The 26,868-nt window shown below is 69.6% G+C and carries 28 protein-coding genes and 1 pseudogene; 15 read left to right on the forward strand and 14 right to left on the reverse strand.

What is annotated here, in order from left to right:
• Positions 1-22: 22 nt before the first annotated feature.
• Together CCS38_RS28840 and CCS38_RS28845 are read right to left on the reverse strand one after the other, a co-directional pair.
• Positions 23-889, reverse strand: coding sequence for a bifunctional methylenetetrahydrofolate dehydrogenase/methenyltetrahydrofolate cyclohydrolase (locus tag CCS38_RS28840; RefSeq protein ID WP_223736274.1), 867 nt, complete (start codon positions 887-889; stop codon positions 23-25).
• 28 nt (positions 890-917) lie between these two features.
• Entirely contained in the window at positions 918-3,371 is a 2,454-nt protein-coding gene (locus tag CCS38_RS28845) for a GcvT family protein (RefSeq protein ID WP_223736275.1), read from the reverse strand.
• Positions 3,372-3,646: 275 nt separating this feature from the next.
• On the opposite strand from CCS38_RS28845, the gene purU reads away from it, so the two are divergent.
• Both purU and CCS38_RS28855 read left to right on the forward strand, forming a co-directional pair.
• On the forward strand, positions 3,647-4,519 hold the full coding sequence (purU, locus tag CCS38_RS28850; protein WP_223736276.1) for a formyltetrahydrofolate deformylase: 873 nt from the start codon (positions 3,647-3,649) through the stop codon (positions 4,517-4,519).
• Between the two features lie 88 nt (positions 4,520-4,607).
• Positions 4,608-5,399: an IclR family transcriptional regulator gene (locus CCS38_RS28855; protein ID WP_223736277.1), complete on the forward strand. Its 792-nt coding sequence runs from the start codon at positions 4,608-4,610 to the stop codon at positions 5,397-5,399.
• Here the strand turns inward: CCS38_RS28855 and folP are convergent.
• The 5 genes from folP to CCS38_RS28880 all read right to left on the reverse strand — a co-directional run bounded on the left by folP (position 5,396) and on the right by CCS38_RS28880 (position 10,120).
• Positions 5,396-6,280, reverse strand: coding sequence for a dihydropteroate synthase (folP, locus tag CCS38_RS28860; protein WP_372457162.1), 885 nt, complete (start codon positions 6,278-6,280; stop codon positions 5,396-5,398). The genes CCS38_RS28855 and folP overlap by 4 nt on opposite strands.
• Positions 6,277-7,461 (reverse strand): NAD(P)/FAD-dependent oxidoreductase, encoded by a 1,185-nt coding sequence (locus CCS38_RS28865; RefSeq protein WP_223736278.1) that lies wholly within the window; start codon positions 7,459-7,461, stop codon positions 6,277-6,279. Before CCS38_RS28865 ends, folP begins: the two co-directional genes overlap by 4 nt.
• Positions 7,458-7,826, reverse strand: coding sequence for a bifunctional 3-phenylpropionate/cinnamic acid dioxygenase ferredoxin subunit (locus CCS38_RS28870; RefSeq protein WP_223736279.1), 369 nt, complete (start codon positions 7,824-7,826; stop codon positions 7,458-7,460). Before CCS38_RS28870 ends, CCS38_RS28865 begins: the two co-directional genes overlap by 4 nt.
• A gap of 223 nt (positions 7,827-8,049) precedes the next feature.
• A complete protein-coding gene (locus CCS38_RS28875; protein WP_223736280.1) occupies positions 8,050-8,718 on the reverse strand; it encodes a class I SAM-dependent methyltransferase in 669 nt (222 codons plus the stop codon).
• 34 nt (positions 8,719-8,752) lie between these two features.
• Positions 8,753-10,120, reverse strand: a complete 1,368-nt coding sequence (locus CCS38_RS28880; protein WP_223736281.1) for an NAD(P)-binding domain-containing protein — start codon at positions 10,118-10,120, stop codon at positions 8,753-8,755.
• A 94-nt stretch (positions 10,121-10,214) separates the two neighbouring features.
• Here CCS38_RS28880 and CCS38_RS28885 point away from each other — a divergent pair, with 94 nt between their 5' ends.
• Positions 10,215-10,577, forward strand: a complete 363-nt coding sequence (locus tag CCS38_RS28885; RefSeq protein WP_223736282.1) for an ArsR/SmtB family transcription factor — start codon at positions 10,215-10,217, stop codon at positions 10,575-10,577.
• 10 nt (positions 10,578-10,587) lie between these two features.
• On the opposite strand, the gene arsB is transcribed toward CCS38_RS28885, so the two are convergent.
• Both arsB and CCS38_RS28895 read right to left on the reverse strand, forming a co-directional pair.
• Complete coding sequence (arsB, locus tag CCS38_RS28890) at positions 10,588-11,679, reverse strand: ACR3 family arsenite efflux transporter (protein ID WP_223736283.1); 1,092 nt, start codon at positions 11,677-11,679, stop codon at positions 10,588-10,590.
• Positions 11,679-11,990, reverse strand: a complete 312-nt coding sequence (locus CCS38_RS28895) for an ArsR/SmtB family transcription factor (RefSeq protein ID WP_223736284.1) — start codon at positions 11,988-11,990, stop codon at positions 11,679-11,681. Before CCS38_RS28895 ends, arsB begins: the two co-directional genes overlap by 1 nt.
• Before the next feature lie 61 nt (positions 11,991-12,051).
• Here CCS38_RS28895 and CCS38_RS28900 point away from each other — a divergent pair, with 61 nt between their 5' ends.
• Positions 12,052-12,465 (forward strand): arsenate reductase ArsC, encoded by a 414-nt coding sequence (locus CCS38_RS28900; protein ID WP_223736285.1) that lies wholly within the window; start codon positions 12,052-12,054, stop codon positions 12,463-12,465.
• Positions 12,466-12,503: 38 nt separating this feature from the next.
• On the opposite strand, the gene CCS38_RS28905 is transcribed toward CCS38_RS28900, so the two are convergent.
• Positions 12,504-14,018: a SulP family inorganic anion transporter gene (locus CCS38_RS28905; protein WP_223736286.1), complete on the reverse strand. Its 1,515-nt coding sequence runs from the start codon at positions 14,016-14,018 to the stop codon at positions 12,504-12,506.
• A gap of 176 nt (positions 14,019-14,194) precedes the next feature.
• Between CCS38_RS28905 and CCS38_RS28910 the strand changes: the two genes are divergently transcribed.
• From CCS38_RS28910 to fdhD, 3 genes are all read left to right on the forward strand, one after another.
• Entirely contained in the window at positions 14,195-15,133 is a 939-nt protein-coding gene (locus CCS38_RS28910; RefSeq protein WP_223736287.1) for a LysR family transcriptional regulator, read from the forward strand.
• Positions 15,134-15,201: 68 nt separating this feature from the next.
• On the forward strand, positions 15,202-17,511 hold the full coding sequence (locus CCS38_RS28915; protein WP_223736288.1) for an FdhF/YdeP family oxidoreductase: 2,310 nt from the start codon (positions 15,202-15,204) through the stop codon (positions 17,509-17,511).
• Entirely contained in the window at positions 17,499-18,344 is an 846-nt protein-coding gene (gene fdhD / locus CCS38_RS28920) for a formate dehydrogenase accessory sulfurtransferase FdhD (RefSeq protein WP_223736289.1), read from the forward strand. Before CCS38_RS28915 ends, fdhD begins: the two co-directional genes overlap by 13 nt.
• Here fdhD and CCS38_RS28925 read toward each other — a convergent pair.
• On the reverse strand, positions 18,316-19,071 hold the full coding sequence (locus tag CCS38_RS28925) for a GntT/GntP/DsdX family permease (protein WP_223736290.1): 756 nt from the start codon (positions 19,069-19,071) through the stop codon (positions 18,316-18,318). The two genes, fdhD and CCS38_RS28925, sit on opposite strands and share 29 nt — an antisense overlap.
• A 178-nt stretch (positions 19,072-19,249) precedes the next feature.
• On the opposite strand from CCS38_RS28925, the gene CCS38_RS28930 reads away from it, so the two are divergent.
• The 4 genes from CCS38_RS28930 (at position 19,250) to CCS38_RS28940 (ending at position 21,443) form a co-directional block, all read left to right on the forward strand.
• Positions 19,250-19,480: a hypothetical protein gene (locus CCS38_RS28930; protein WP_223736291.1), complete on the forward strand. Its 231-nt coding sequence runs from the start codon at positions 19,250-19,252 to the stop codon at positions 19,478-19,480.
• 87 nt (positions 19,481-19,567) lie between these two features.
• Positions 19,568-20,632: a site-specific integrase gene (locus CCS38_RS28935; RefSeq protein ID WP_223736292.1), complete on the forward strand. Its 1,065-nt coding sequence runs from the start codon at positions 19,568-19,570 to the stop codon at positions 20,630-20,632.
• The gene (locus tag CCS38_RS35395) at positions 20,604-20,732 is read left to right on the forward strand and encodes a hypothetical protein (RefSeq protein WP_263302682.1); all 129 of its coding nucleotides are present in this window, start codon (positions 20,604-20,606) and stop codon (positions 20,730-20,732) included. Before CCS38_RS28935 ends, CCS38_RS35395 begins: the two co-directional genes overlap by 29 nt.
• A gap of 81 nt (positions 20,733-20,813) precedes the next feature.
• Positions 20,814-21,443 carry a hypothetical protein gene (locus tag CCS38_RS28940; RefSeq protein WP_223736301.1) on the forward strand — a complete coding sequence of 210 codons (630 nt, stop codon included), beginning with the start codon at positions 20,814-20,816 and terminating at the stop codon, positions 21,441-21,443.
• Positions 21,444-21,556: 113 nt separating this feature from the next.
• Here CCS38_RS28940 and CCS38_RS28945 read toward each other — a convergent pair whose 3' ends face one another.
• A complete protein-coding gene (locus CCS38_RS28945; RefSeq protein WP_223736293.1) occupies positions 21,557-22,324 on the reverse strand; it encodes a hypothetical protein in 768 nt (255 codons plus the stop codon).
• 346 nt (positions 22,325-22,670) lie between these two features.
• On the reverse strand, positions 22,671-23,426 hold the full coding sequence (locus CCS38_RS28950; RefSeq protein WP_223736294.1) for a hypothetical protein: 756 nt from the start codon (positions 23,424-23,426) through the stop codon (positions 22,671-22,673).
• 87 nt (positions 23,427-23,513) lie between these two features.
• On the opposite strand from CCS38_RS28950, the pseudogene CCS38_RS28955 reads away from it, so the two are divergent.
• The 4 genes and pseudogenes from CCS38_RS28955 to CCS38_RS28970 all read left to right on the forward strand — a co-directional run.
• A pseudogene (locus CCS38_RS28955) lies at positions 23,514-23,714 on the forward strand (GGDEF domain-containing protein); the annotation flags it as partial.
• A 65-nt stretch (positions 23,715-23,779) separates the two neighbouring features.
• Positions 23,780-24,151 (forward strand): hypothetical protein, encoded by a 372-nt coding sequence (locus CCS38_RS28960; RefSeq protein WP_308050894.1) that lies wholly within the window; start codon positions 23,780-23,782, stop codon positions 24,149-24,151.
• Positions 24,148-25,077 carry an Lsr2 family DNA-binding protein gene (locus CCS38_RS28965; RefSeq protein WP_223736295.1) on the forward strand — a complete coding sequence of 310 codons (930 nt, stop codon included), beginning with the start codon at positions 24,148-24,150 and terminating at the stop codon, positions 25,075-25,077. Before CCS38_RS28960 ends, CCS38_RS28965 begins: the two co-directional genes overlap by 4 nt.
• Before the next feature lie 142 nt (positions 25,078-25,219).
• Positions 25,220-25,369: a hypothetical protein gene (locus CCS38_RS28970; protein ID WP_223736296.1), complete on the forward strand. Its 150-nt coding sequence runs from the start codon at positions 25,220-25,222 to the stop codon at positions 25,367-25,369.
• A gap of 191 nt (positions 25,370-25,560) precedes the next feature.
• Here CCS38_RS28970 and CCS38_RS28975 read toward each other — a convergent pair.
• Positions 25,561-26,868, reverse strand: a 1,308-nt coding sequence (locus CCS38_RS28975) for a tetratricopeptide repeat protein (RefSeq protein ID WP_223736297.1), incomplete at its 5' end; no start/stop codon positions are given.

Raw genomic sequence — 26,868 nt, forward strand, 5'->3', positions numbered from 1 at the left:
GTCAGGAGGTGCCGGGGTGCCTTCATGCGGCGGTGTGAAGGCCGGCGTTGCGTTCGGCCGCCTCGACGACGTTGGCGAGGAGCATCGCCCGCGTCATGGGACCGACACCGCCGGGCATCGGGGCCACCCAACCGGCGACGGCCGCGACGTCCGGATGCACGTCACCGAGCAGGCCCTCTTCCGTGCGGGTGATGCCGACGTCCAGGACGGCGGCGCCCGGCCGGACCATGTCCGGAGTGATCAGGCCCGGCGAACCGGCTGCCGCGACGACGACATCCGCCTCGCGGACATGCCAGGGCAGGCCCTTGGTGCCGGTGTGGCAGAGCGTCACCGTTGCGTTTTCCGATCTGCGGGTGAGCAGCAGGCCGATGGGCCGGCCGACCGTGACACCGCGGCCGATCACGCAGACCCGGGCGCCGGCGAGCGGTACGTCGTGGCGTCGCAGCAGCTCGACGATGCCGCGCGGGGTGCAGGGCAGCGGGCTCTCGACGCCGAGGACCAGGCGCCCCAGGCTGACCGGGTGCAGGCCGTCGGCGTCCTTCGCCGGGTCCATCCGCTCCAGTACGGCGTTGGCGTCGAGCCCGCGCGGGAGGGGCAGTTGGACGATGTAGCCGGTGCAGGCCGGGTCGGCGTTGAGTTCGTCGATGACTGCCTCGACCTGGTCCTGGGTGGCGTCGGCCGGCAGCTCACGGCGGATCGAGGCGATCCCGACCTGCGCGCAGTCGCGGTGCTTGCCGCCCACGTACGCGTGGCTGCCGGGGTCGTCACCGACCAGTACCGTGCCGAGGCCCGGTACGACGCCCCGCTCGGCCAACGCCTTTACGCGGGTGGTGAGTTCGGCACGGATGGCGGCCGCGGTGCGGCGGCCGTCAAGGATGTTTGCGCTCATGTCGCTCCCCTTCTTGGATGGGCACGGCTCAGCCGCGAAGGCGCTGCATCTTCGGGTCGAACAGTGGTTCCTCGGTGACGACCGCCGGGATGGCCTGGTCGAAGTAGCCGATGTGCAGGGTGCGGCCGCGAGTGGCCAGTTCGGCGGGCAGCCAGGCGTAGGCGATGGCCTTGCCGATCGTGTAGCCGTACGCGGCGCTGGTGACGTAGCCGACGGCGCAGTCCCCGTCGAGGACCGGTTCCTTGCCCATGACCACGGCACTGGGGTCGTCGATGGTCAGACAGGCCAGGCGGCGCTGCACCCGCTCGGAGCGCCGCAGCAGCGCCTCGCGGCCGATGAAGTCGCCCTTGTCCATCTTCACCGCGAAGCCCACGCCGGCCTCGTACGGGTCGTGCTCGTACGTCATGTCGGTACCGAAGGACCGGTAGCCTTTCTCCAGCCGCAGGCTGTTGAACGCGCCCCGGCCTGCCGCGATGCCGCCGTACGGCCGGGCCGCCTCCCAGAGCGTGTCCCAGAGCTTCAGTCCCATGTCGGCGGTGGTGTACAGCTCCCAGCCGAGCTCGCCGACGTAGGACAGCCGCATCGCGGTGACGGGGACGGAGCCGATGTACGCCTCCTTCGCGCGGAAGAACTTCAGCCCGGCGTTGGAGAAGTCCGCGTCGGTCAGCGGCTGGAGCACCTCCCGGGCCTTGGGCCCCCACAGGCCGATGCAGCAGGTGCCGGCGGTGATGTCGCGCACCGACACGGAGCCGTCCGCCGGGAGGTGCCGGGTGAGCCAGTCCAGGTCGAGCGCGCCGTTCGCGCCGACCTGGAAGCGGTTGCGTCCCAGCCGGGCGATCGTCACATCGCTGCGGATCCCGCCGTCCACGTCCAGCAGCAGTGTGTACGTGACCGAGCCCACCGACTTGTCGATGTTCCCCGTCGTCAGGTGCTGCAGGAAGGCCGCGGCGCCGCGGCCGGTGACCTCCAGCCGCTTCAGTGCGGTCATGTCGTACAGTGCGACGCCCTCGCGGGTCGCCTGGGCCTCGGCCCCGACGATCGGCGACCAGTGGCGGGCCGCCCAGTCGTTCGGTGTGGGGATCTCCCGCCCCGCCAGCAGGGGCTCATTGGCCGCGTACCACTGGGGCCGCTCAAAGCCCGATGCTTCCAAGAAGTACGCACCGAGCTCCTGCTGGCGGGGCAGGAAGGGGCTGGTGCGCAGGGGTCGTGGCGCACCAGCCGGCTGGAGGGGGTGGAGGATGTCGTAGACCTCGTCGAAGTTCTGGCAGTCCCGCGCCAGGACGTACTCGGGGGCCAGCTGGTGCGGGTCGAACCGGTTGACGTCGCACTCGTGCAGATCGAACGAGGAGCAGTACCCGTCCACCAGCCACTCGGCGACGGCCCGGCCCACGCCCGCGGAGTGGGTCACCCACACCGCTTCCGCCACCCAGAAGCCCTTCACCTGCGACGACTCGCCCAGCAGTGGCATTCCGTCGGTGGTGAAGGAGAACAGTCCGTTGATACCTTCCTCGACCTTGGCCTCCTGCGTCGCCGGGAGCAGCGACTGCGTCTCGGTCCAGGCGTCGGCGAAGTCCTCGGGGGTGAAGCGCAGGACGGAGGGCATCTCTTCGGCTTCGTTCACCGAGACGATGTCATCGGCCGACACGGGCATCGCGCGGTGCCCGTAGTAGCCGATGCCCAGCCGGTCGTAGCGGTCCCGGTAGTAGAGATCGGCGTCCTGGTGGCGCAGGATCGGACGTACGGCCTCCTCGTCCTGGCCCGCCAGCGCCGGCACCGGTCCCGTCCAGGCCAACTGGTGGGCGAGCGGGGTCAGGGGGAGGTCCATGCCGACCATGCGGGCGACCTTCGGCCCCCAGATGCCGGCACAGCACACCACGATGTCCGCCGGGATTTCGCCCTGGTCGGTGACCACCGAGGTCACCCGGTCACCGCCGGTGCCGTCGTCCTCGGTGCGGACGTCCAGGACCTCGTGCTCGCCCAGGAGGCGCGCTCCGCGGTCCTCGGCCGCCTTCAGCTGTGCCTCGACCGCCAGTACCGCCTTCGCCAGGCCGTCGGTCGGGATCAGCATGCCGCCCAGGACCCGCTCGGCGTTCACCAGCGGATGCAGCCGGACGCACTCCTCGGGGCCCAGCAGCCGCGCCTCGACACCCCACGACGTCACCCAGCCGTGCCGGCGCTGCAGCTCCGCCAGCCGTTCCGGCGTCGTGGCGATCTCCAGCCCGCCCACCGGCAGGAAGCACGGCTCCCCGGCCACCTGCAGCGAGGAGAACTTCTCCACCGTGTAGCGGGCCATCTCCGTCAGGGCTTTCGAGGCATTGGTCTGGAACACCAGGCCCGGAGCGTGTGACGAGGACCCGCCGGTGGCCGGCAGGGGCCCCTGGTCGACCACCGTCACCTCGGTCCAGCCCCGGACGGACAGCTCGTCGGCCAGCGCCGCCCCCACGACGCCCGCACCGATGATGACCACGCGCGGTCCTGCCATCGCCACACCCTCCCATCGAAAAGTTGCTTCATGCGCAACGCGCATCGGGTTGCGCAACACACAGTGCAGTCCACCCAGACCCGTGTCAAGAGGTGATCCGGGGGCATCGGGCGCACGCGGCTCGGCGGGCCGGAGAGCGGGTGCTTGGTCGGCCCGGTGCCGCAACTCCCTGATCAGCGAGGTCGATCAGAGCCCTTGACCGCAGGCCGTCACGTCCGGACTATGTTGCGTATCAAACACGCTGTTGCGTAATGCGCACCCATTGGGAGGTCTCCGTGTCCGCTCGACCGCAGCCCGATCGCGAGTTCATCCTCACCGTCTCGTGCCCCGACCGCTCCGGCCTGGTCCACGCCGTCACCGGCTTCGTCGTCCAGCACTCCGGAAACATCCAGGAGAGCCAGCAGTTCGACGACCGGTTGCAGGGCCACTTCTTCCTGCGCATGCGCTTCGACGTCCCGGATCCGGACATCTCGCTGGACGATCTGCGCTCCGGCTTCGCCCCCGTGGCGGAGGCGTACCGGTTCTCCTGGCAGCTGCACGATGCGTCGACCCCGACCCGCACGCTGATCATGGTGTCGAAGTTCGGCCACTGCCTGAACGACCTGCTCTTCCGACGCAGCACCGGCGCGCTCAACATCGAGGTGCCGGCGATCGTCTCCAACCACCGGGACTTCGAACCGCTCGCGGAGAGCCACGGGATCCCGTTCCACCACATCCCCGTGACGCGCGACACCAAGCCCGAGGCGGAGGCGCGGCTGCTGGAACTGGTCGACGAACTCGACATCGACCTGGTGGTCCTCGCCCGCTACATGCAGATCCTGTCGAACGATCTGTGCAAGCAGCTCGAAGGCCGGGCGATCAACATTCACCACTCGTTCCTGCCGAGCTTCAAGGGCGCACGGCCGTACAACCAGGCGCACGAGCGCGGCGTCAAGCTCGTCGGCGCCACGGCGCACTACGTCACCCCGGACCTCGACGAGGGCCCCATCATCGAGCAGGGCGTCGTCCGCGTGGACCATTCGCAGAGCCCCGACACCCTGGTCACCCTGGGCCGCGACGTCGAGGCACAGGTCCTCGCCAGGGCCGTGGAGTGGCACAGCGAGAGCCGGATCATGGTCAACGGCAACCGCACGGTCGTCCTTCGCTGACCGGGAGCTTCACCTCCGGGGCGCCCTCTCAGGACACCCACCGAGGACGTTCCGGGGCAGCACTTCCGTTGGCCCATATAGTTCCGTTATGAGCAACTACCGCACTGAGCCCGCGGGCGCTTCCAGCGGCGGAGTGCAGTCCGTCGACCGGGCTGTCTCCGTGCTGGAGCTACTGGCCCAACACGGCGAGGCCGGCGTGAGTGACGTGGCCGCGGCGCTCGGTGTGCACAAGTCCACCGCGTTCCGACTGCTCGGTGCCCTGGAAGCGCGCGGGATGGTCGAGCAGGAGAGCGAGCGCGGGAAGTACCGGCTCGGCTTCGGCATCGTGCGCCTGGCCGGCGCGGTGACAGCACGCATCGACATCACCAAGCACGGTCGGAAGATCTGCGAGCGCCTCGCCGGAAAACTGGGCGAGACGATGAACATCGCCGTGCTCGAGTCCCACTACGTGATCAACCTCGACCAGGTGCGCGGCCCGTCGGCCATCACCGCGCAGAACTGGGTCGGACGGCTGACGCCGCCGCACTGCACATCGAGCGGCAAGGTCCTGCTGGCCCACCTCTCCCCCGAGCGCCGGCGCGCGCTCCTCGCCGAGACCCGGCTCGCGCGCATGACGCCCCGCACGCTGACGTCCAGGAAGAAGCTGGAAGCAGCGCTGGCCGAGACCCGGGAGCAGGGCTATGCCATCACAATGGAGGAGTACGAGGAGGGCCTGAACGCCGTGGCCGCTCCGGTCCGCTCGCGCGACGGCGAAACCGTCGCGGCACTGACCGCCTCGGGACCGGCCTTCCGCTTCACCGAGGAACGCATGCACGAGCTCGCACCGGCCCTGGTCGCAGGGGCGGAGGAGCTCAGCCGGCGCCTGGGGTATCCGGGCTAGAAGGCCGCCAGACCCCAGCGGGCAGTCACCCGCACCGCGTCGGCCGTCGAGGCGACGTCGTGCACACGCACGCACCAGGCCCCCTGCGTGGCGGCCAGGACGGACACCGCGGAAGTGGCCGCGTCCCGCTGGTCCGCCGGGCGGGGCAGGCCCGTCGCCGGGTCCGTGAGCAGCTGCCCCAGGAAGGACTTGCGGGCCGCGCCCACGAGTACCGGATGACCGAGCCCGACAACCTCCCGCAGCCGCCCCAGCAACTCCCAGTTGTGTTCAGGGGACTTGGCGAACCCCAGCCCCGGATCCAGGACGATGCACTCCGGCCGGATGCCGGCGTGCAGCGCCGCCTCGACCCGCAACCGCAACTCGTCCACCACATCGGCGACCACATCGTCGTACACGGCGTTGGCCTGCATGCCGGCGGAGTGCCCGCGCCAGTGCATGGCCACGTACGGCAGCCCGGCCCGCGCCATCAGCGGCAGCATCGCGGGATCGGCGAGACCGCCCGAGACATCGTTGACCAGCGTCGCGCCGGCCTCGATGGCGCGAGCGGCCACCTCGGCCCGCATGGTGTCGACACTGACGGGCACGCCGGTGGCAGCGAGCTCGCGGACGACGGGCAGCACGCGCCGCAGCTCCTCCTCGGGTGACGGACGCAGCGCACCGGGACGGGTCGACTCACCGCCCACGTCCAGGATGTCCGCGCCCTCGTCGAGCAGCGCGAGTCCGTGCGCGACGGCCTGCTCGGAGCCGTACCACCGCCCGCCGTCGGAGAACGAGTCGGGCGTGACATTCACAATGCCCATGACCAGCGTCCGGGCGGGTCGAGGGAGCCCGTGCGGATACAGCGCGGGGGCGCCCTGGCTCGGCCGTGTTGCGGTGCTCATGCGGTGCCGCCCTGCGCCACCGCGGTGGCGAGCTGCCGGCGCCAGCGCGTGAAGAGCTTGGTGCGATCCACGCCCAGTACGCCAACCGGCTCCCCGGCGCGCCGGTAGACCGCGAGGAAGCTGCGGTCGGCCGGGCTGCCGTCCTCGACGGTCACACTGTCGGCCCGCGCCGCGTGCCCGGCGAACTGGATCTTCACTCCGTACTGGTCGGACCAGAAGTACGGCGGGCGGGGCGGTCCGGCGGGGGCGGTGCCACCGGACAGCAGGGCGGCCACGGCCGCCGCCGGGCGCTCCTTGGCGCCGGTCCAGTGCTCGATCCGGCGATGGGTGCCGAAAGCCGGGTCGTACCAGGCCGCGCAGTCACCGACCGCGACGACGCCCGGCACACTCGTGATGCCGTCGGCCCCGCACCGCACGCCGTTGTCGAGCGCAACGCCCGACCCCTCCAGCCAGTCGGTGCAGGGATTCGCGCCGATGCCCACCACGACGATGTCGGCCGGCAGGCTGCGGCCGTCGTCGAGCACGACCGCCTCCACCCGCTCCCCCGGCTTCCCGGTCACCCCTCGCACGCCGGTGCCGCACACCAGACGAACGCCGTGATCGGCATGCAACTCCGATACGGCTGAGGCCATTTCCGTCCCCAGCGGACCGGCGAGCGGCGTGGGCCCGGCCACAACGAACGTCACGTCCAGGCCCATCACGGCGGCGGTCGAGGCCACTTCGGCACCGACGAATCCCCCGCCCACGACGACCAGCCGGCCACCGTGTGCCAGGTCGTCCCGCAGCGCACGGGCATCGTCGAGCGTACGCAGTACATGCACGCCTGCCAGGCCCTCGCTACCGGGCAGCCTTCGCGCGGCGGCCCCCGTGGCGATCACGACACCGTCCGCACGCACGACCCTCTCGTCGGCGAGCCGTACCGCGCGCTCCCGGGTCTCCAGACCGACGGCCCGCGTCCCGAGAACCCACTCGGCGTCGAGGTCCTCACCCTCCGCCTCAAGGGCGAGCTCGCCCTCATCCACCTTTCCGGTGAGGAACTCCTTCGACAGCGGCGGTCTGTCGTAGGGCCGGTGGGTCTCCTCCCCGATGAGGACGAGGCGCCCGTCATAGCCCTGCTTGCGCAGCGACCGGGCAGCGAAGAGTCCGGCAAGCGAGGCACCGACGACGGCGACCGTCTTCATGCCACCACCCCTCCTGCCAGGCGCGCGGCGACGCAGGACGGCGGCAGGTTCGGCGGGGCGTCGGACAGTGCGACGTAGACCATGCCGTCCTCGATGAGGACCTGGTGCGTGCGCACGGGGAGCCTGGCCGGCGGGCCGTCCACCTTGCCTGTACGCAGATCGAACGTCGAGGCGTGCAGCGGACATTCGACCGCGCACCCCTCCAGCCAGCCGTCGGACAACGAGGCGTCCTGATGGGTGCAGGTGTCGTCGATCGCATAGACCTCGCCGTCCTCGGTGTGGAACACCGCGACGGGCGGGTCGGTCTCGAGCCGGTAGGACTCGCCTCGCGGGATGTCGGCGAGACGACCTGCGGGAATCATCATGGCACCTCGTTGCATACGTTGCGTATGAAGAAACAGGCTGCGCCTTACGCAACGAGTCTGCGGGCCCCCTGAACCCCTGTCAAGGCGCTCAAACAAAGAACGGACGACAGTCCATGAGTTGCGTATCGCGCAACGAAAATCGCCATGTGAAATGACGCGACTATCACCTACGCAGCCCCTTCAAGGGCGAGGCCGCTCGGCGGGCGGCAGCCGGGCGCAGCGTTCAGGCTCGGGGCACGGTCTGCGTGACGCGCCACAGGCGGCGGGGCAGTTCGCCTTCCTCGAAGGTGTGGACTTCGTTCAGCTCCCAGCCCTCGGCGAGGACGTCGACCAGGTCGCGCGGGAAGAAATGCACGGCGAAGCCGCCGTGCTCGAAGATGTCGTCACCGTGGGCGATGCCGGTGCCGTAGTGGGCGTCGCCGGTGTGCCGGGCGGTGTACACGAGCGTCCCGCCCGGCCGCAGCACGCGACGGATCTCGCCGACCACCGCGTGGATCTCCTGGGTGGACAGGGCCATGCACAGCAGCATGTGCGCGAACACCGCATCCACCGAGGAAGCCGGCAACGGCAACGGATCACGTACGTCGTGGACCGCCGTTGTGACCTTGCCGTCGAGCCCGGCGGCCGCGGCAGCGGCACGCAGCTGCTGGAGCCCGACCGAGCTGAAGTCGGTCGCCTGCACGGTGAAGCCGCACCATGCGAAGTACAGCGCGTCGCGGCCGTGCCCGCAGCCGAGTTCCAGCACGTCACCGGCTCCGGCGGCGCGAAAGACACCGGCGGCGTGCACGGCGGACGCGGAGGGCTGGTCGCCGTACATGCCGGGGTGGGCACTGTACGTACTCTGCCAGTGCGCGCGCTGGGTCTCACCCAGCTCCCGGTCCCGTGCCGCCATGGTTCGAGGCTAACCGGGCGGCGCCCCGGTGGCGTCAGCAGCCTCCGGAGGGAGCGGGCGCGCCGACTCCGATCTGGAGGGTGGCCGGGGCGGCGCAGCACGCCCCGCCGGACCGGTCCGCCTCGGCGGCCTCCGGGGCGTCGAAGAGGCCCGCTCCCCCGCAGACGCCGGTCTCCGGGAGGGTGAGCTCCACGCGCTCGGCGGCCTCCTGGTCACCGGCCAGGGCGGCGGCGATGGAGCGGACCTGCTCGTATCCGGTCATCGCGAGGAACGTCGGGGCACGCCCGTAGCTCTTCATGCCCACGAGGTAGATGCCCCGCTCGGGGTGGGAGAGCTCCTTGACGCCGTGCGGGTAGACGGTGCCGCAGGAGTGCACGTTGGGGTCGATCAGCGGGGCGAGCTCGACGGGGGCCTGGAGGCGTTCGTCGAGGCCGAGGCGGAGTTCGACCAGGAAGCTCAGGTCGGGGCGGAAGCCGGTGAGGGTGATGACCTCGTCCACCGGGTCGAGGCGGCGGCCGTCCTCGGCGACCAGGACGAGCCGCTCGCCGTCCGGCTCGACGGCGGTGGTACGGAAGCCGGTGACGGCGTCGGCGTACCCGTCGTCCACGGCGGCCTTGGCGCGCAGACCCAGCGCGCCGCGGGCCGGGAGCTGGTCGGCCTCGCCGCCGCCGAATGTGCTGCCGCTGATGCCGCGCCGCAGGACCCAGGTGGTGTGCGTGCCCGGGGCCTCCTTGGCGAGGTCGGCAAGGTAGGCGAGGGCGGTGAAGGCCGAGGCGCCGGAGCCGATCACGGCGGTGCGCTTGCCCGCGTAACGGGCGCGGACGGCCGGGTTCTTGAGGTCGGGGACGCGGTAGGAGATGCGGTCGGCGGCAGTGTGTTCGCCGAGGGCGGGGAGGCCGTCGCCGCCCAGCGGGCCGGGCGTGGACCAGGTACCGGAGGCGTCGATCACCGCGTGGGCCGTCAGCCGCTCCTCGGTGCCGTCGGCGTGCCGGAGGTGGACCGCGAAGGGCTGGTCCTCCCGGCCGGCGTCGACCACGCGGTCGCGGCCGACGCGGGAGACGCCGGTGACGCGGACGCCGAAGCGGACCTTGTCACCGAGGACGCCGGCCAGCGGCTGGAGGTACCGCTCGGCCCAGTCCGCGCCCGAAGGGTAGGTCTCGCCGGCCGGCCGGACCCAGCCCGTCGGGGCCAGCAGCTTCTCGGCGGCAGGGTCGACGACCTCGGCCCAGGGCGAGAACAGCCGTACGTGCGCCCACTCCCGGACGGCGGTACCCGCGGACGGCCCGGCCTCCAGAACCAGCGGGGTGAGGCCGCGCTCGATGAGGTGCGCGGCAGCTGCCAGGCCGATGGGACCGGCCCCGACGACCACGACAGGAAGTCCGGTGGTGGTGGGTGCGTTCACGACGACGACTCCTTCGATTCCCCTGATTCGACATCCGTCGATGGGTTGCACTGCCAGCATGGCCATCGGATTCGACACGTGTCAACATAGACACATGTCGAATTCCGAAAGCCTGCCGATGCTGGAGCCGGAGACCGCGGCGCCGTGCTGCCCGCCGCTCACCGAGCGCCCGCTGACCGCGGAAGAGGCGGAGCGGACCGCCAAGATGTTCAAGGCCCTCGGCGATCCGGTACGGCTCCGGCTCTTCTCGCTGGTCGCCTCGCACGAGGGCGGCGAGGCATGCGTGTGCGACATCTCCGATGTCGGCGTCTCCCAGCCCACCGTCTCCCACCACCTGAAGAAGCTCAGGGAAGCCGGCCTGCTCGCTTCGGAGCGGCGGGGGACGTGGGTGTACTACCGCGTCGAGCCCTCGGTGTTGGCCGCGATGGGGCAGACGCTGGGGCGGTACAGCGCCTGAGGCGAGTGCGTCAGCGCGTGGTGAACTTCTTGCGCCAGGCCAGCGAGACGTACACCAGTGCCACCAGTACCGGCACCTCGATGAGCGGGCCCACGACACCGGACAGGGCCTGGCCGGAGGTGACGCCGAAGGTGGCGATGGCGACCGCGATGGCCAGTTCGAAGTTGTTGCCGGCGGCGGTGAAGGCGAGGGTGGCGGTGCGGTCGTACGCCAGGCCGATGCCCTTGCCGAGCAGGAAGGTACCGGCCCACATCACGGCGAAGTAGACCAGCAGCGGCAGGGCGATCCGGGCGACGTCCAGGGGCTGCGTGGTGATCGTCTTTCCTTGCAGGGCGAAGAGGATGACGATCGTGAAGAGCAGGCCGTACAGCGCCCAGGGGCCGATCTTCGGCAGGAACGTCGACTCGTAGCGCTCGCGGCCGAGCTTGTTCTCGCCGATGCGGCGGGTGAGGAAGCCGGCGAGCAGCGGGATGCCGAGGAAGACGATCACGTTCAGGGCGATGTGCCAGACCGGGACGTCCAGGCCCTGGCCGTTCCCGAGCCCGAGCCACTGGGGCAGCAGGTCGAGGTAGAACCAGCCGAGCAGGCCGAACGCGATGACCTGGAAGACCGAGTTCAGGGCGACGAGGACGGCGGCGGCCTCACGGTCGCCGCAGGCCAGGTCGTTCCAGATGATGACCATGGCGATGCAGCGGGCCAGCCCGACGATGATCAGGCCGGTCCGGTACTCGGGGAGGTCGGGCAGGAAGATCCACGCCAGCGCGAACATCACGGCGGGCCCGACGAGCCAGTTGATGACCAGGGACGAGATCATCAGCTTGCGGTCACCGGTGACGGCGTCCAGCTTGTCGTAACGGACCTTGGCGAGGACCGGGTACATCATGACCAGCAGGCCGAGGGCGATCGGCAGCGAGATGCCGCCGACCTCGACCTTGCTCAGCGCACTGTTCAGGCCGGGGATCAGGCGCCCCAGGCCGAGACCGACGGCCATCGCGAGGAGGATCCACAGCGCCAGGAAGCGGTCGAGCGTGGAGAGCTTGGCGACGATCGAGGCATCCTCACCGGTCGGGGGTGAGGTGGTGCCGGATTCGGTCGCGGTCATCAGCAGGCTCGCTTTCGGTCGGTCTCGATCGTCGTACGCGCGGTGGCGGCCAGCTCGCCGAACATCGCACCCAGGGACTCCAACGCCGCGGGGCGCAGCTTGTAGTAGGTGAAGCGGCCGCACGGCTCGGTCTCCACCACACCCGCCTCGCGCAGGACACGGAGGTGGTTGGAGAGATTCGTCTGCCGGGCCCCGGTCTCCGCCACCAGGTGCGTCGTGCACAGGGTCTCGTGGGCGAGGAGGGACACGATCCGAAGCCTGAGCGGGTCGGCGAGGACCCTGATCAGTTCAGCATTGGCTGACGTCATCATGGACTGATACTTTCACATCAGTTTTCACTGATGCCATTGGCCACTGATGAGAAGGTCCCCGATGCCCGAGAAGCCCTCCGTTCTGTTCGTGTGCGTCCACAACGCCGGGCGCTCCCAAATGGCCGCCGCATGGCTGTCCCACCTGGCCGGGGACCGTATCGAGGTACGTTCCGCCGGCTCCGCCCCCGCCGACCGGGTCAACCCCGCCGCCGTCGAGGCCATGCGCGAGGTCGGCATCGACATGTCCGCGCAGCGGCCCAAGGTCCTGACCGTCGACGCCGTCCAGGCGTCCGACGTGTGCATCACGATGGGCTGCGGCGACGCCTGCCCCGTCTTTCCCGGCAAGCGCTACCTGGACTGGAAGCTGGACGACCCGGCAGGCCAGGGCGTCGAAGCCGTACGTCCGATCCGCGATGAGATCAAGCGCCGGGTGGCGGACCTGATCGCCGAGATCGCCCCGCAGGAGACGCGGTGAGCGACGACGTGCGCCGGAAATGACCGGCACTGGTCCGGTCAGTGGCTGTCGGCCAGTTCCCCGCTCAGCGTCTTGTGCAGGCGGGCGCTGGGCTCGTTCAGGCCGATGATCTCGACGGTCTTGCCGCGCTGGGTGTACTTGGTCTCGACCGCGTCCAGTGCGGCGACGGAGGAGGCGTCCCAGACGTGGGCGGCGGTCAGGTCGATCACCACGTGGTCCGGGTCGCCGGCGTAGTCGAACTGCGTGACCAGGTCGTTGGAGGAGGCGAAGAAGAGCTCGCCGGTGACGGAGTACACGACCTGGGTGCCGTCGGGGTCGGTGACCGAGGTGACGTGGGCGAGGTGGGCCACGCGCCGGGCAAAGATCACCATGGCGGTGAGGGTGCCGACGACGACACCGATGGAGAGGTTGTCGGTGGCGACCACGACGATGACCGTGATCACCATGACGGTGGTCTCGCCGATCGGCATCCGCTTGAGCGTGGCGGGCTTGACCGAGTGCCAGTCGAAGGTGCCGACCGAGACCAGCACCATCACCGCGACCAGCGCGGCCATCGGGATTTCGGAGACGACCGGCCCGAGGACGATGCACAGGATCAGCAGGAAGAACCCGGCCAGGAACGTCGACAGACGCGTACGGGCGCCGTTCTTCACGTTGATCATCGTCTGGCCGATCATGGCGCAGCCGCCCATGCCGCCGAAGAAGCCGGCGGTGATGTTGGCGATGCCCTGGCCGATGGACTCGCGGGTCTTGTTGGAGCGGGTGTCGGTGATCTCGTCCACCAGCTTCGCCGTCATCAGCGACTCCATGAGCCCCACCAGGGCCATCGCCAGCGCGTAGGGGGCGATGACGGTCAGGGTGTGGAGGGTGAACGGTACGTCCGGCAGTCCCGGTACGGGCAGTGAGGACGGCAGCTTGCCCTTGTCGCCGACGGTGGGGACCGCGATGCCGGCCGCCACGGTGATGACCGTGAGGATGACGATGGAGACCAGCGGCGCGGGCACGGCCTTGGTGAGCCTCGGGAAGAAGATCATCAGCGCCAGCCCGGCGACGACCAGCGGGTAGACCGCCCACGGCACGTCGCGGAGGTTGGGGATCTGGGCCGCGAAGAGCAGGATGCCGAGCGCGTTGACGAAGCCGACCATCACCGAGCGCGGCACGAACCGCATCAGCTTGGCCACGCCGAGGACGCCGAGGGCAATCTGGAAGACGCCGGCGAGGACGGCGGTGGCGAGCAGGTAACCCAGCCCGTGCTCGCGGGCGACGGGAGCGACGACCAGGGCGACGGCACCGGTGGAGGCGGAGATCATGGCCGGGCGGCCGCCGACGAAGGCGATCACCATCGCCATGACGCAGGCGGCGAACAGTCCCACCTTCGGGTCGACCCCGGCGATCACCGAGAAGGAGATCGCCTCGGGGATCAGGGCCAGACCGACGACCAGACCGGCCAGGACCTCGGTACGGAAGACCTTGGGCGAGGCCAGCCAGGCGGGGCGGCCGGCCGCGGACGGAAAAGCGGACGGGAAAAAAGACAACAACGCAGAACCTGTCATGCTCGGGCACAAGATTTTCGCCGGGGGCGGCATCGGCCCGGACACGGCAAAGGAGGGCAGCGTGTACCGCCCTCCTCCGGAAACTCTACTCGCACCGTCCGGCACTCCGAGGCGGGCGACCGGCTCACCCGCCGTCCCGACTGGCGTTCCAGCGGGCCGTCGGGTAGACCCTTGACGTGCTGTTTCGCCAACTCGAATATCTGGTGGCGCTCTCCCGAGAGCGCCATTTCGCGCGTGCCGCCCAGGCGTGCTACGTCTCCCAGCCCGCGCTCTCGGAGGCGATCCGGAAGCTGGAGGAGGAGCTGGACGTGCCGCTGGTCCGGCGCGGCCGTACCTATGAGGGGCTCACGCCGGAGGGCGAGCGCATCGTGGTGTGGGCGCAGCGCATCCTCGCCGACCGTGACGCCCTCAAGGACGAGGTCGGCGCGCTGCGCACCGGACTGAGCGGGCGGATACGGATCGGCGCCGTCCCGACCGCGACCGGCGCCGTCTCCCTGCTCATCGACCCGTTCTGCGCGGCGCACCCGCTGGTCACCGTGGATGTCCAGGCGGACCTCCGGTCGGCGGACATTCTCCGGCGGCTGCAGAATTTCGAAATCGATGCCGCCATCAGTTATCTGCGCGAGGGCATCTCCGAGAATCCGGAGAATTTCCGGACGGTTCCGCTGTACCAGGAACGGTATGTACTGCTGACCTCCGCGGCCGACAATCTGGGCCGTCGGACGACGGCGACCTGGGCGGAGGCGTCGCGGCTGCCACTGTGCCTGCTGACCGGGACCATGCAGGGGCGCAGGGTGCTGGACGAGCTGTTCGCCGAGGCCGGGGTGCGGCCGACGCCCCGCGTGGAGACCGACTCGGTGGCCGCGCTCTTCGCGCACGTCAGGACGGGCCGGTGGGCCAGCATCGTGCCGCACGCCTGGCTGCACGTCTTCGGTATTCCGCCCGGCATGCGCGCCGTACCGCTGGTCGAACCCACCCGTTCGGTCCCCATCGGGCTGGTGACGACCGCCCGCGAGCCGGATTCCGTCATGGCCCGCGCCCTGATGGAGATCGCCCGGCAGACCGACCTCGCCGCCGCCCTGGAGCGACTCCCCGGCAATTCCGCAGCCCAATAAGCGGCGCCTATCAAGCAATCGGAAACCCCTCTTTGACTTGTCTCCGGGAATTGCCGGAAGGTCAGGGCATGAGCCGTGCAGAGATCGAGGATCCCGCCGACGACCTGTCGGTCACTCCGCCCAAGACCTGGGCGACCGGTCTGCCCGCCGTGACGCACGCGCTGGAGTACTCGCTGGGCCAGACGTCCCCGCGGCGCACCGCGCTGACCCTGCTGAACGTCAATCAGCCCAAGGGCATCGACTGCCCGGGCTGTGCCTGGCCCGAGCCCGCGCCGGGCAAGCGGCACATGAACGAGTACTGCGAGAACGGCGCCAAGCACATCAACGACGAGGCCACCTCGCGGCGCGTCACCCGGGACTTCTTCCGCGCGCACTCGATCGCCGAGCTGGACACCAAGTCCGACTACTGGCTCAACCAGCAGGGCCGGCTGACCGAGCCGATGGTCAAGCGGCCCGGCGCGACCCACTACGAGCCGATCGACTGGGACGAGGCGTTCGGCCTGCTCGCCGAGGAACTCAAGGCGCTGGCCTCCCCCGACGAGGCGCTCTTCTACGTATCGGGGCGGCTGAACAACGAGGCCGCCTTCCTCCTCCAGCTCTTCGCCCGCGCGTACGGCACCAACAACCTGCCGGACTGCTCCAACATGTGCCACGAGTCCAGCGGCTTCGCGATGACGGAGACGCTGGGTATCGGCAAGGGCAGCGTCTCGCTGGACGATATTCACGGCTCCGACCTGGTCTTCGTCGTAGGTCAGAATCCGGGTACCAACCACCCGCGGATGCTCTCGGCGCTGGAGGAGACCAAGCGCAACGGCGGTCAGGTCATCGCGGTCAACACCCTGCCCGAGGCCGGGCTGATGCGCTTCAAGCACCCGCAGCGGGCGCGCGGTGTGATCGGCCGCGGCACGCCGATCGCCGACCGGTTCCTGCACATCCGCGCGGGCGGCGACCTCGCCCTCTTCCAGGCCCTGAACCGGCTGCTGCTGGAGGCCGAGGACGCCGCGCCGGGCACCGTGCTCGACCACGACTTCATCCAGGCCCACACCATCGGCAGCACCGAATTCACCGAGCACGTGCGGAAGGTCTCCTGGGAGCACGTCCTCGAAGCGACCGGGCTCACGCGCGAGGAGATCGAGGGCGTCCATGCCCAGGTCCTGAAGAGCAAGAAGATCATTGTGTGCTGGGCGATGGGGCTGACCCAGCACAAGCACGGGGTCCCCACCATCCGCGAGATCGTCAACTTCCTGCTGCTCCGCGGCAACATCGGCAGGCCCGGCGCGGGCGTGTGCCCGGTGCGCGGCCACAGCAACGTCCAGGGCGACCGCACCATGGGCGTGTGGGAGAAGATGCCGCAGAGGTTCCTCGATGCGCTGGAGAAGGAGTTCGGCTTCACGCCGCCCGCCCAGCACGGTCTGGACGCGGTGAACGGCATCCACGCGATGTACGAAGGCCGCGCCAAGGTCTTCCTCGGTGTCGCGGGAAACTTCGTACGGGCCACTCCCGACAGCGCGGTCACCGAGGAGGCGATGCGCAAGTGCCGGCTCACCGCGCACATCTCCACCAAGCTCAACCGCTCCCACACCGTCTGCGGTGACACCGCCCTGATCCTGCCCACGCTGGGCCGCAGCGACAAGGACTTCCAGAACGGCGTCGAGCAGTTCATCACCGTCGAGGACTCGATGAGTGACGTCCACGCCTCCCGGGGGAAGCTGCCGCCCGCCTCCCCGCAGCTGCTCAGCGAGGTCGCGATCATCAGCCGGCTGGCGCACCGGACCCTGGGGGACGATCCGTTCATCCCCTGGGAGCAGTTCGAGGGCGACTACGGCACCATCCGCGACCGGATCTCCCGTGTAGTACCGGGCTTCGAGGACTTCAACGCCCGGGTGGCGCAGCCCGGCGGCTTCCATCTGCCCAACCCGGTGAACGAGCGGGTCTTCCGCACCCCGAGCGGCAAGGCCGTGTTCACCTCCAACGAGTTCACGATGCCGCACGTCCCCGAGGGGCATCTGCTGCTGCAGACCCTGCGCTCGCACGACCAGTGGAACACCGTCTGGTACGCACCGAACGACCGCTACCGCGGCATTCACAACGCCCGCCGGGTCGTGCTCGTCAACCCCGCCGACCTGGCGGAACTGGGCATCGAAGACCGCTCCGTCGTGGATCTGGTGGGCGTCTGGCACGACGGGAAGGAACGCCGCGCGGAGGACTTCCGCGTCGTCGGCTACCCCGCGAGCCGGGGCTCCGCGGCGGCCTACTACCCCGAAACCAACGTCCTGGTCCCGCTGGACAGCGTTGCCGACTTCAGCAACTGCCCCACCTCCAAGGGCGTTGTGGTCCGCCTGGAGCCCAAGGAGCGGAGCGCGGCGTGGGACGCGTGACCGCGCGGCGGCGGGTGCTGCGCATCCGGGACGGGGTGTCCTCGTACCGCCCGGACACCCTGGCCGCCGAGGAGCCGATGGAGATCCGGGTCGGCGGTCGGCCGCTCACGGTGACCATGCGCACCCCGGGCGACGACTTCGACCTCGCGGCCGGCTTCCTGGTGAGCGAGGGGGTGGTGCACGCCGCCGGCGACGTGGCCGGGATCCGCTACTGCGCGGGCGCCACGTCCGACGGCGGCAACACGTACAACGTGGTCGATGTCGTCCTGGCCGAGGGCGTTGCCGCCCCGGACGCCTCGCTGGAACGCAACTTCTACACCACGTCGTCGTGCGGGCTGTGCGGCAAGGCCAGTCTGGACGCGGTACGCACCTCGGCTGCGTGGTCCGTGGCCGAGGACCCACTGAGCATCGCACCGGAGACACTGACCGGCCTCCCCGACCAACTGCGGGCGGCCCAGCGGGTGTTCGACAGCACCGGCGGCCTGCACGCCGCCGGGCTCTTCACGTCCGACGGCGAGCTGCTGTGCCTGCGCGAGGACGTCGGCCGGCACAACGCCGTGGACAAGGTCGTCGGCCACGCCCTGCGCTCCGGCCTGCTGCCGTTGCGCGGGACGGTACTGATGGTCAGCGGCCGGGCCTCCTTCGAGCTGGTGCAGAAGGCGGTGATGGCGGGAATTCCGATGCTGGCCGCCGTCTCCGCCCCTTCCTCGCTCGCCGTGGACCTGGCAGCGGAGAGCGGGCTGACGCTGGTCGGCTTCCTCCGGGGTACGTCGATGAATGTGTACACCGGCTCCGAGCGGCTGACTACATCACCTGCCACAGCAACGCCGTAAGGGCGAAGCCGATGAGGCCCATGGCCGTGGTGAGGACCGTCCAGGTGCGCAGCCCCGCGACCACGTCCAGCCCGACGAGCTTGGTGAACATCCAGTACCCGGCGTCGTTGATGTGCGAGACGGACAGGCCGCCCGCGCCCATCGCGAGGCAGACGAGGGCCAGTTGCTGCGGGGACAGGTCGGTGCGCGCCAGCAGTGGGGTGACGAGTCCGGCCGTAGTGACCAGGGCGACCGTGGTCGAGCCCTGGACCGCGCGCAGCAGGACGGGCGCGGCGAGCGCGCGGGCCTCCTCGGCGGCGCCGACGACGATCAGCAGATCGCCGTTGCCGGCCCGGGTGGGACCGCCGCTGACCGGCGCGTCGACCAGGTGCACGGACAGCTCGGCGAGACGGTCCGCGGTGGCGCGGGCGGCCTCCGGGCCGACGGTGCTGGTCAGGACGACGACCGCGCCGGGGCGCAGCACCGACGCGGCACAATCCGTACCGAACAGGGCAGCGTCGACCTGCGCCTGGTCGCGTACGGCCAGCAGCACCACATCGGCGTCTCGCGCGGCGCCCGCCGGGGTGTCGGCCTCGGCCGCGCCCTCGGCGGTGACCAGCGCGCGCCGCTCGGCGGCGATGTCGAAGACGGTGACGGGCAGCGCGGCGGCCAGCCGGCGGGCCATGGGCAGTCCCATGGCGCCAAGACCGATCACCGCGGTGCGGGGAGCGGGGTTTTCGGTGGGCATGTGCGGCTCCTCGGGGGTGGAGGGGTGCGGGCGGGGCGTTTTCGGCATGGCTCGCCCGCCGGACCGGCCTGATGCGGTGGTGGCCAGCCCGTAAGTGACGTGAAGCCAGGAGTGACCGTCTGACGGCTTCGTTCACCCGCACATCACCCCCCGCTGCTGCCATCCAGAAAGGCTCCCGATGACCACCCCCGAGGCCGCTGCCCGACTGGGCTTCCCCGTCGATCCGGTACCGCAGTCAGAGTCCTCCGTAGACGAGATGGTCCGCTCCTACGCGTGGCGCCTGGCCTTCTATCAGTTCTGCGATGCCCATCCGCACTACTGCCCGCTCGATAGCGACATGACGGACAGCGAAGGTCAGTGGCTCGAAGGGCCAGAGAGAAGCTGCTGCGCGAGCGCGGCCGAGCCGTAGCGGCATACCTGCGAGCGATCCCCCGGCCCCGCTGGGACGTTCCGCGGGCAGGAAACGCTTTCAAATCCCCGGCGCGACTGGTCGCCTGTGCTGGCCCGCCTGGGGCGCCGAGGTCCTGGCGAGTTGCCGCTGTCGGAGGCAGCACGGCGGCTGGTCGAGGAGTTCGACCAGCTCATCCTCGATCGTCGGACGCCTGACTACCGCAAGAACATCCGCACGCTGACCATCCTGGTGCACTGGCTGGGCGCTGAGAACGCCATCCTGGAGCACGATGTCCACGATTTGGCCAGTTGTTCTGCGACTCTCGCGGCGAAGCCGGTCTGTCAGTTCCTCCGTTCTCATGGTCTGCTCATTGATGATCCGGACCGCCGCCAGGACGTAAATCTCGCGTGGATCCAGGTCGCGATCAGTGTCCTCCCGGACCCGCTCGCCAGCGAGATCCACGCATGGGTGACCCTTCTGCGCAGCCAGGGGCGCCGCGAGGGCGAGGTCCGCGATTACCGCAGCATTCGCCGTTACCTCGCCCACATTGAACCCGTCCTCACCACGTGGACAGCCGCCGGCGTGACCACTCTGCGAAAGATCACGACTGACCATATTGAGGCGGTGGTATCCGGCCTGTCAGGACAAGAGCGCCAGCAGCTCGCGGTGAGCCTGCGCAGCCTGTTCAAGGCGCTCAAGTGGGAACGGATGGTGTTCCGGGACCCGACCCGCCAGCTTTCGGTCGGTCACCTGAAGGGACTCCCGAAGTCCATGCGCAGCGATCTACTGGCCGGACTGATGGATCAGGCAAAGTCTCCGCTCAGCCGCCTGGTCATCGCCTTGGTGGCCATTCACGCGCTGCCTGGTAAAGAGCTTCGCACGATTCGGACGAACGACCTCAACCTTGCTCACGGCACTCTCGAAGTCCGCCGCGGCTTGCTGCGTCACACCCTCTACCTGGAGGAATTCACCCACCGACTCGCCAGCGAGTGGCTCGCCTATCGCCACCACCGCTGGTCGGCATCGTCGAACCCCTACCTTCTCGTCAGCCAGAAGACCGCCCTCGACCCAGATCATCCGGTGGTCAGCAGAACATTGCTTCGCAGAACCCTCCACGCTCGTCGGCGTGCGGCAGGACCGCATGCTCAACGAGGCGTTTGCCACCGGTGATCCCCTCAAGCTGATGCGGCTTTTCGGGATCACCGCGCAGACCGCCATGCGCTATGTCGGCGCCGCCTGCCCGGAGCGCATTGCGAAACTGCCCAGGTAGCGGGCCCGATCCGAGCCCGATGCCAGCTGAAAGCCCGTGGCGGTGTAGCAGTGGGTCCGGCATCATCCCCATGTGATTGTGATGCAACCCGTTCTGGAGATCTCCGCCGCCGACGACTTCGCGCTCTGGCCGGTTGGCGAGCAGGAATCGTATGGCTACCTCCTGCTGAACGGGGGGCTGGCTCCGGCGGAGGTCGGCACGGCGATTCTGCAGATCGCCGCCTGCAACGACTTCGAGCCGGAGGAGGAGCACGGGCTGTGCCCGACCGACCCGCTCGGCACATTCCTGCACGGGCTGCTCACCATGCCTGATCTGTTCGCCGCCGGAGGGTTCCGGGTGACCGAGAATGCCACCGACACCGTCTTCGTCGAGCCGGGCTGCTGCAACGGCCTGGCTCCGCGACCGTGGTGGCTGCGGTTTCGCCATCCGTCGCTGCGGCTGCCTGAGTACGTCCGGCGACAGAACACGATTCTGGACGGCGCCGACCTCCCCGGCTGCCCCGCCTGCGGGGACGAGAGACCGCTGGTATCGAACTCGACCGGGCACGGCTGGGTGGAGCTGTGCCGTGGGTGCGCGTGGGTGCTGGCGCCATGTCCGTGCGAGCAGCGGCACCGGTTCGTCCCGGAGACGCCGTTCCACTGGAAAGGGATCTGGCAGCGGGCGCACATGAGCGATGACGGCACGCCGAACCCACATTGGCCTGCGGGGTAGTGCTCTGCGACTGAAGTTCGCAGGTAGTTTCGGCAAGGCAGCCACCGGCCATTGCACTTGGACGGCGAACGAGATCGAACATCAGCAGCGCAGCGGACCTCTGACGCAAGCCACTAATAGTCCAGCGTCAGCGTCGGGATAGTCTCGGACTTCTCGTAGTCGAGCAGCGGGCGACCCAGCAGCGACCTCGTCCCGTTGCGGGAGATGGTAAACGGCACGCACTGCAAAGCCTTGTAGACCTTGACCATCTGGATGTGGCCGCCGATCGAGCGGAACCTCTCAGCGTCGACCATGAAGGCCAAGGCCCTCATAGGTTCCATGTCGAACGCGCCCGAGCGAATCCCATCCGGGCCTCGCAGGTTCTCCAAGACGACTTCCCGCGCTGCCCCGATCTCATCGCCGATGATCGACAGCACCTTCTCATCGTGTCCTTCACCCCTCCATGACGAGGCGGGGCTGAAGGTGAACCTGCCGATGCTCTTGTCGAAGTGCAGCTTCCAGATCTTGAACTCGTTGGTGGTCCAGTCGTATCCCGCCAGGAGGAAGAAGGCCGCCGGAGCTTCCCACAACTCGGTCGGCACGTCTTTGTGCTGGTCGAGCATCAAGTTGATCACGCGGATGAGATGACCCTTGAGCTTTGCCAGCGGCTGCCTCCGGCTGAGCGCACCGTCATAGAAGTTGATGGAGTTAACGACCTGGATCATCATCGGGTAGGCATAGTCGGTCTCTCCCGCGAAGGCGATCGCGGCGTCCCCGCGCGGCAGCGGAATGATCTTCGGTGCCGTGTCCCAGGCGCCCAGCGACCTGAGCCGACTGTCGCTCGCGATGATCATCTCTTCCGTCTCGCCGACCCTTCTGATCCAGGCCATGGTGAGAGTCATGCGACGATCCTTCCGACCCAAAGGCGCTTTCGGAGTAAACATACTGAGGCTGCTCGGAGTTTGTGAGCGAGCCGCTGATGAACCCGCGCGGGTAGGGCCCCTGTAGCCATCAACTGTCACGCATGTTCCGGCTTGAACGTCCAGGGTTCGGCGGCGGCTCCACGCGTTCGGACCGCGGCTACAACGGAAGGGCGAGACCGGTCGGACGGTGGCTGGAGGAGACGTTGGAGGCCGTCAAGGCTCGATGATAAGCGGGACGCTTGCTGGCGGGACTTGCTGACGGGGCCCACCGGATCGGCCTTTCAGGCTGCCTACAGAGCGCCGCTGGCCGGTGCTGACTGTGCTGTCACGAGTCGGCGAAGCGGCCGAAGCGGGACCAGAAGCCGCGACGCGCCGCGGCCGAGGTTTCGGGCTCAGCTGGCTCGGGCCGGCTCGGCTCCGTGCCGTGATGTTGCCCGAGGACGGCAGTTCGCACGGTTGCCCAGTCCTCGGTCCGCCACCACTCGAAGAGGCCCGTTGCTGGAATCACCGGATGCTGGAGGGTGGCTACGAACTCGGGGCGCTCGTATACCTCCTGCTTACGCTGCGCGGGGTCGAGTTTGTGCTGGTGGTTGACGACCAAGGTTCCACGAGTGACCGGCTGGGTGGGGCGCAGCTTCGGCCAGGTGCTCAGGTGGCGCTCCAGATCGGCCACCAGCGCTTCCTTCGCCGGGCCGCCTTCAGACTTCACTTCGACGAGGCGTGCCTCCCCGCCCCAGACGGCGAGCAGGTCCGCTGACTTCGTGCCCAGTTCCTCGTCCAGGTCAGTAACGTCAAAGCCGGCCGCGTGCAGAACGACCGCGACGGCGTTGACCAGCGCACTGCCGGTGCCGAACAGCAGGCCGGACCGGACCGGCTCCGCCGCATCCTTCGCTCGCTTCTGCTCGGCCTCCAGCCGAGCCTTCTCGGCGGCGTAGTGGCGCTCCAGTTCCTCCAGCGCACGGCGCGCTGAGGACTCGGCGGTCGTCTCCAGGTCGGGGTTGACGCTGTGCGGGGAACGGACCCGGCGAAGAGCGCCTGGGACGTGCGCAGGCAGGGCACGCTGGACGAGCCAGCCGACCACAGTGTTCCAGTTGATCCCGTCCGGGGCGATGTACCAGATCTGCTTGCCGTCGCTGGGCATCCAGCGGGCCACGACCGGTTCGCCGACGGCGCCGCGGCCCCGGACGTCCTCGGTATCCGTGAGCTGTCCGCGCTGCAGCGCGCCGCCGACGCCGCCCTTTACGTGGGCAAGTACTCCGGCCGCGCCGTCCTCGCTACCGCGCGGCACACCAACGTGCCGTCCATCAATGGCCGTCGCGCTGGCCGCCCCGGCACCCACACCACTCCACTCCTTCGGAGGGCCGCATGAGCGTGTCACCGTCTCGTGACTGGATTCGCGGCATCACCATCCGGCAACCCTAGACCACCTGCATCGTGCACGGCACCAAGCGGACCGAGAACCGGCCGCAGCCCTGGTCCTGGCGCGGCTGGCTCCTGCTGCACGCCGGACGCACCCTCGACCACCCGGCCCTGCGCAACCCGCTGGTCGCCACCACCCTTCGCGGCCGTGACCTGCCCAGCAGCGCGATCCTCGGCGTCGCGCGCCTGGCCGACTGCCACGCGGACGACGGACCGTGCAGCCCGTGGGCCCACCCCGGCCAGTACCACCTGGTCCTCACCGACGTCAGCGCTCTGCCGCTGCCTGTCCCCGCCGTCGGCGCGCTGGGCCCCTGGCGGCCGCTGCCCGACGTCCTGGACCAGGTTCTCCTCCAGCTCCCTCACCTCGGCCCGGAGGCACAGTCATGAGCCGTACCGGAACGCCCCACTGCCGGACCGAACCGCAGCTGTCCACCATCGAGGACGGCACCGATGCCACCGAGCGTGAGCAGGCCCTGGCCCACCTGGAGCTGGAGCTCATCCCCACCCGGCCGACCCCGTACGAGCCGTGGCGCCAGCCGCTGACCCCGGACCGCCAGGCGCAGAACCGCGCCATCCTCGAGGCCGCCAGCGAGCAGCAGTTCATCGCCGCGGCTCGCGTCACAGCACGCCACGTCCACGACAAGGACGACCTCGCCGGCCTCCTGGCCGCCGTCGGCCTCCCCCACCACGAAGACGCCCTGACCGCCCTGTTCCCTCTGCTCTCCGATCCGACAGGAGGCCGTGACATGCCCCAGTCCCCCAACGCGTTCGAGGCGACGGCGCTGTCCATGTACTACGCCGACCACCCCGTTGCCCAGATCACCGAGGCGACCGGTCTGACCGAGGACGAGATCACCGCTCTCGTCACCGCCCAGGAACGCAAGATCGCCGCCGACAGCGACGGCACTCCGCTCGCCGAAAGCGCCGCCGGGGATTCCGTGCAGCAGCTGCTCGCCTGGGCTGAGACCCACCAGACCGCCAGCATCTGCAACAAGGCCGCCCGAGTGCGCGGCGACCTGGCCGAGCTGACCACCCGGCTTGCTGCCGAGGGCGCCCAGCGCGAAGCTGAAGAGCGCATCGCCACGCTCAAGGCCGAGCTGGAACAGGCCCAAGAGCAGCTGCGCGCCGTGAAGGCCGGCCCCCGCACTCCCGTGGCGACGTCCCCGCCCACCGCGCTGCACAAGCGGTCCAAGTGCGAGCTCGCGGCGATCCGTACCTGGGCCCGCGCTCACGGCCACCAGGTCGCTGACCGCGGCCTGCCCGCCAAGAGCGTCCTCGACGCCTACGATGCCGCCCGCCCGGACCGCCCTTAGGCAGGCCGACTGACGCTCGCAGCCGTCATCAGCCTGGCGACGGCTGCGAGCGGTGGCGGCAGTCGTACCGCCCGAAGCTCCGTGCCGCCTCCCGCGGGCACGGCGCTTCGTCGTCCCACCACACCGAAATGAGGACTCCTCGATGGCCCGCATCACCGTCAGCATCGAGCCGCAGCACGCCGACTCCAGCCGCTGCGACCACGCGGTCAAGCCCTCCGGCCGACCCCGCGACCCGCAGTCCGGCTGCACCGGCCGCGCCGCATACCAGGTCGTCTGCAGCGAGCACAAATAGGAGGAAACGCATCTAATGCAATATTTTCCGTGGCTGGGCAACAGTCGTTCCTGCTGGTGACAGCCAGCGCTGCGGTCGCGTGGCGAAAGGTGCAGTAGTGGTCGACCGCCACAGGCAGGTTGCCGTCCTCGGCACCCGTGCCGTCGTCAGGCACGGAGCAGTGCGGCGCCTGGCCCTACTCGCATGGGGACTTAGTCGTCACTTTCGGTGTTGGCCTGTTTTCGGAAGGAGGTGAGGTCGTGCCGGGCGGTGAGGAAGTGAGGATGGCTTATCAGCGGCGCCAAGCGGGGAAACAGTTCAGCGAGCGTGGCGACCGCGTTGGTCCCTTCTCCCGCCTCTGTCCGCCGCCGGTCGAGGATGGCTCGGATGGTGCGAGTGCCGGGGTGGTTCGGGCCAAGCACCCGCACCAGGTCGGGCAGCACTTCGGAGACGGCGTGGGCGGTTATGGCGGCGGTACCTGCCTCATCCTGCCAGCGGGCTAGAGCAAGACGGGTGAGAAGAGTGACAGGTCCATCCGGGCCCTGCACCCGCACCAGGTCGGGCAGGAGGTCGGCCAAGGCTGCGGCAGCGCTGGCCGCGTCTCCTGCTGCCCCCTGCCACCAGGCGAGGGAGCCCCGGGTGGCAAGGGAGGCGCGGGCATCCGGGCCCAGCATCCGCACCAGGTCGGGCAGCAGGTCGGCATAACCGGCGGCCGCACCGCCCGGATCCCCGGCAACCCCCTGCCACCAGCAGTATGTCGACCGCCCGATGAGGGTGTAGGGATGGTTGGGGCCCAGGAGCCGTACCTGGTCGGGCAAAAGGTCCGCCAAGGCCGCGGCAGCGCCGGCCGCGTCCCCCGCCACCCCTTGCCACCAGGCGATGGCGAGGCGCGTGACGAGGGTGTCGGGGTGGTCTGGGCCCAGCACTTGCACTAGATCGGGCAGCAGTTCGGTGTAGGCAGTGGTTGCACCGGCCGGATCCCCGGCCGTCCCTATGAGGTGAGCGAGGTTGTGCCGGATGGTGAGCACTGCGGGACGGTCTGGGCTGAGGTCCTCACGGATAGTGCGGGCAAGGCGGTGGAAGTGCGCAATGGCGGCGGTGAACTGTCCGCTTCGGTCGAGGCTCTCGCCCAGGCGGAAGAGCAGCTCATGGGCGTCGGGCTGGTACAGGGCGCCTTCTGCATGGCGCATGAGTGTCTCGGCGTTGGCCCGCAGGGCGCGGGCGAGGCCGGTGTCGCGTTCTATGTCGGGCCAGGCAGCCACCAGGGCATCGGCGGCGGTCCGGGCGAGAGCATCCTGCTGATCGGCGGGCAGACTTTCGCGGGTAACGCGTTGGACGAGGGCATGGACGCGCACGGCCCGGTGGGGTGTGCTGGGGATGTGGTCGGCGAGGCTGAGGCGGTGCAGGCAGCGCATGGCAACGATCGCGTCCTCGGTGCTCACCCGGCCGGTGGTACCGCCTGAGGTCCGGTGCGCGGTCAGGTAAGTGAGGGCGGGCGGGCTGGTCAGGACGGTGTGGGG

The sequence above is a fragment of the Streptomyces purpurogeneiscleroticus genome, assembly GCF_020024005.1.
In the GTDB taxonomy this organism is placed as follows: Bacteria; Actinomycetota; Actinomycetes; order Streptomycetales; family Streptomycetaceae; genus Streptomyces; species Streptomyces purpurogeneiscleroticus.

Bases quoted from the DNA above. Each gene is read 5' to 3' on its own strand.
- CCS38_RS28840 (WP_223736274.1), bottom strand. From the start codon at position 889: ATGAGCGCAAACATCCTTGACGGCCGCCGCACCGCGGCCGCCATCCGT.
- CCS38_RS28845 (WP_223736275.1), bottom strand. From the start codon at position 3,371: ATGGCAGGACCGCGCGTGGTCATCATCGGTGCGGGCGTCGTGGGGGCG.
- CCS38_RS28855 (WP_223736277.1), top strand. From the start codon at position 4,608: ATGAGCAACTACCGCACTGAGCCCGCGGGCGCTTCCAGCGGCGGAGTG.
- folP (WP_372457162.1), bottom strand. From the start codon at position 6,280: ATGAGCACCGCAACACGGCCGAGCCAGGGCGCCCCCGCGCTGTATCCG.
- CCS38_RS28865 (WP_223736278.1), bottom strand. From the start codon at position 7,461: ATGAAGACGGTCGCCGTCGTCGGTGCCTCGCTTGCCGGACTCTTCGCT.
- CCS38_RS28870 (WP_223736279.1), bottom strand. From the start codon at position 7,826: ATGATGATTCCCGCAGGTCGTCTCGCCGACATCCCGCGAGGCGAGTCC.
- CCS38_RS28875 (WP_223736280.1), bottom strand. From the start codon at position 8,718: ATGGCGGCACGGGACCGGGAGCTGGGTGAGACCCAGCGCGCGCACTGG.
- CCS38_RS28885 (WP_223736282.1), top strand. From the start codon at position 10,215: ATGTCGAATTCCGAAAGCCTGCCGATGCTGGAGCCGGAGACCGCGGCG.
- arsB (WP_223736283.1), bottom strand. From the start codon at position 11,679: ATGACCGCGACCGAATCCGGCACCACCTCACCCCCGACCGGTGAGGAT.
- CCS38_RS28895 (WP_223736284.1), bottom strand. From the start codon at position 11,990: ATGATGACGTCAGCCAATGCTGAACTGATCAGGGTCCTCGCCGACCCG.
- CCS38_RS28900 (WP_223736285.1), top strand. From the start codon at position 12,052: ATGCCCGAGAAGCCCTCCGTTCTGTTCGTGTGCGTCCACAACGCCGGG.
- CCS38_RS28905 (WP_223736286.1), bottom strand. From the start codon at position 14,018: ATGACAGGTTCTGCGTTGTTGTCTTTTTTCCCGTCCGCTTTTCCGTCC.
- CCS38_RS28915 (WP_223736288.1), top strand. From the start codon at position 15,202: ATGAGCCGTGCAGAGATCGAGGATCCCGCCGACGACCTGTCGGTCACT.
- CCS38_RS28925 (WP_223736290.1), bottom strand. From the start codon at position 19,071: ATGCCCACCGAAAACCCCGCTCCCCGCACCGCGGTGATCGGTCTTGGC.
- CCS38_RS28930 (WP_223736291.1), top strand. From the start codon at position 19,250: ATGACCACCCCCGAGGCCGCTGCCCGACTGGGCTTCCCCGTCGATCCG.
- CCS38_RS35395 (WP_263302682.1), top strand. From the start codon at position 20,604: ATGCTCAACGAGGCGTTTGCCACCGGTGATCCCCTCAAGCTGATGCGG.
- CCS38_RS28940 (WP_223736301.1), top strand. From the start codon at position 20,814: ATGCAACCCGTTCTGGAGATCTCCGCCGCCGACGACTTCGCGCTCTGG.
- CCS38_RS28945 (WP_223736293.1), bottom strand. From the start codon at position 22,324: ATGACTCTCACCATGGCCTGGATCAGAAGGGTCGGCGAGACGGAAGAG.
- CCS38_RS28965 (WP_223736295.1), top strand. From the start codon at position 24,148: ATGAGCCGTACCGGAACGCCCCACTGCCGGACCGAACCGCAGCTGTCC.
- CCS38_RS28970 (WP_223736296.1), top strand. From the start codon at position 25,220: ATGGCCCGCATCACCGTCAGCATCGAGCCGCAGCACGCCGACTCCAGC.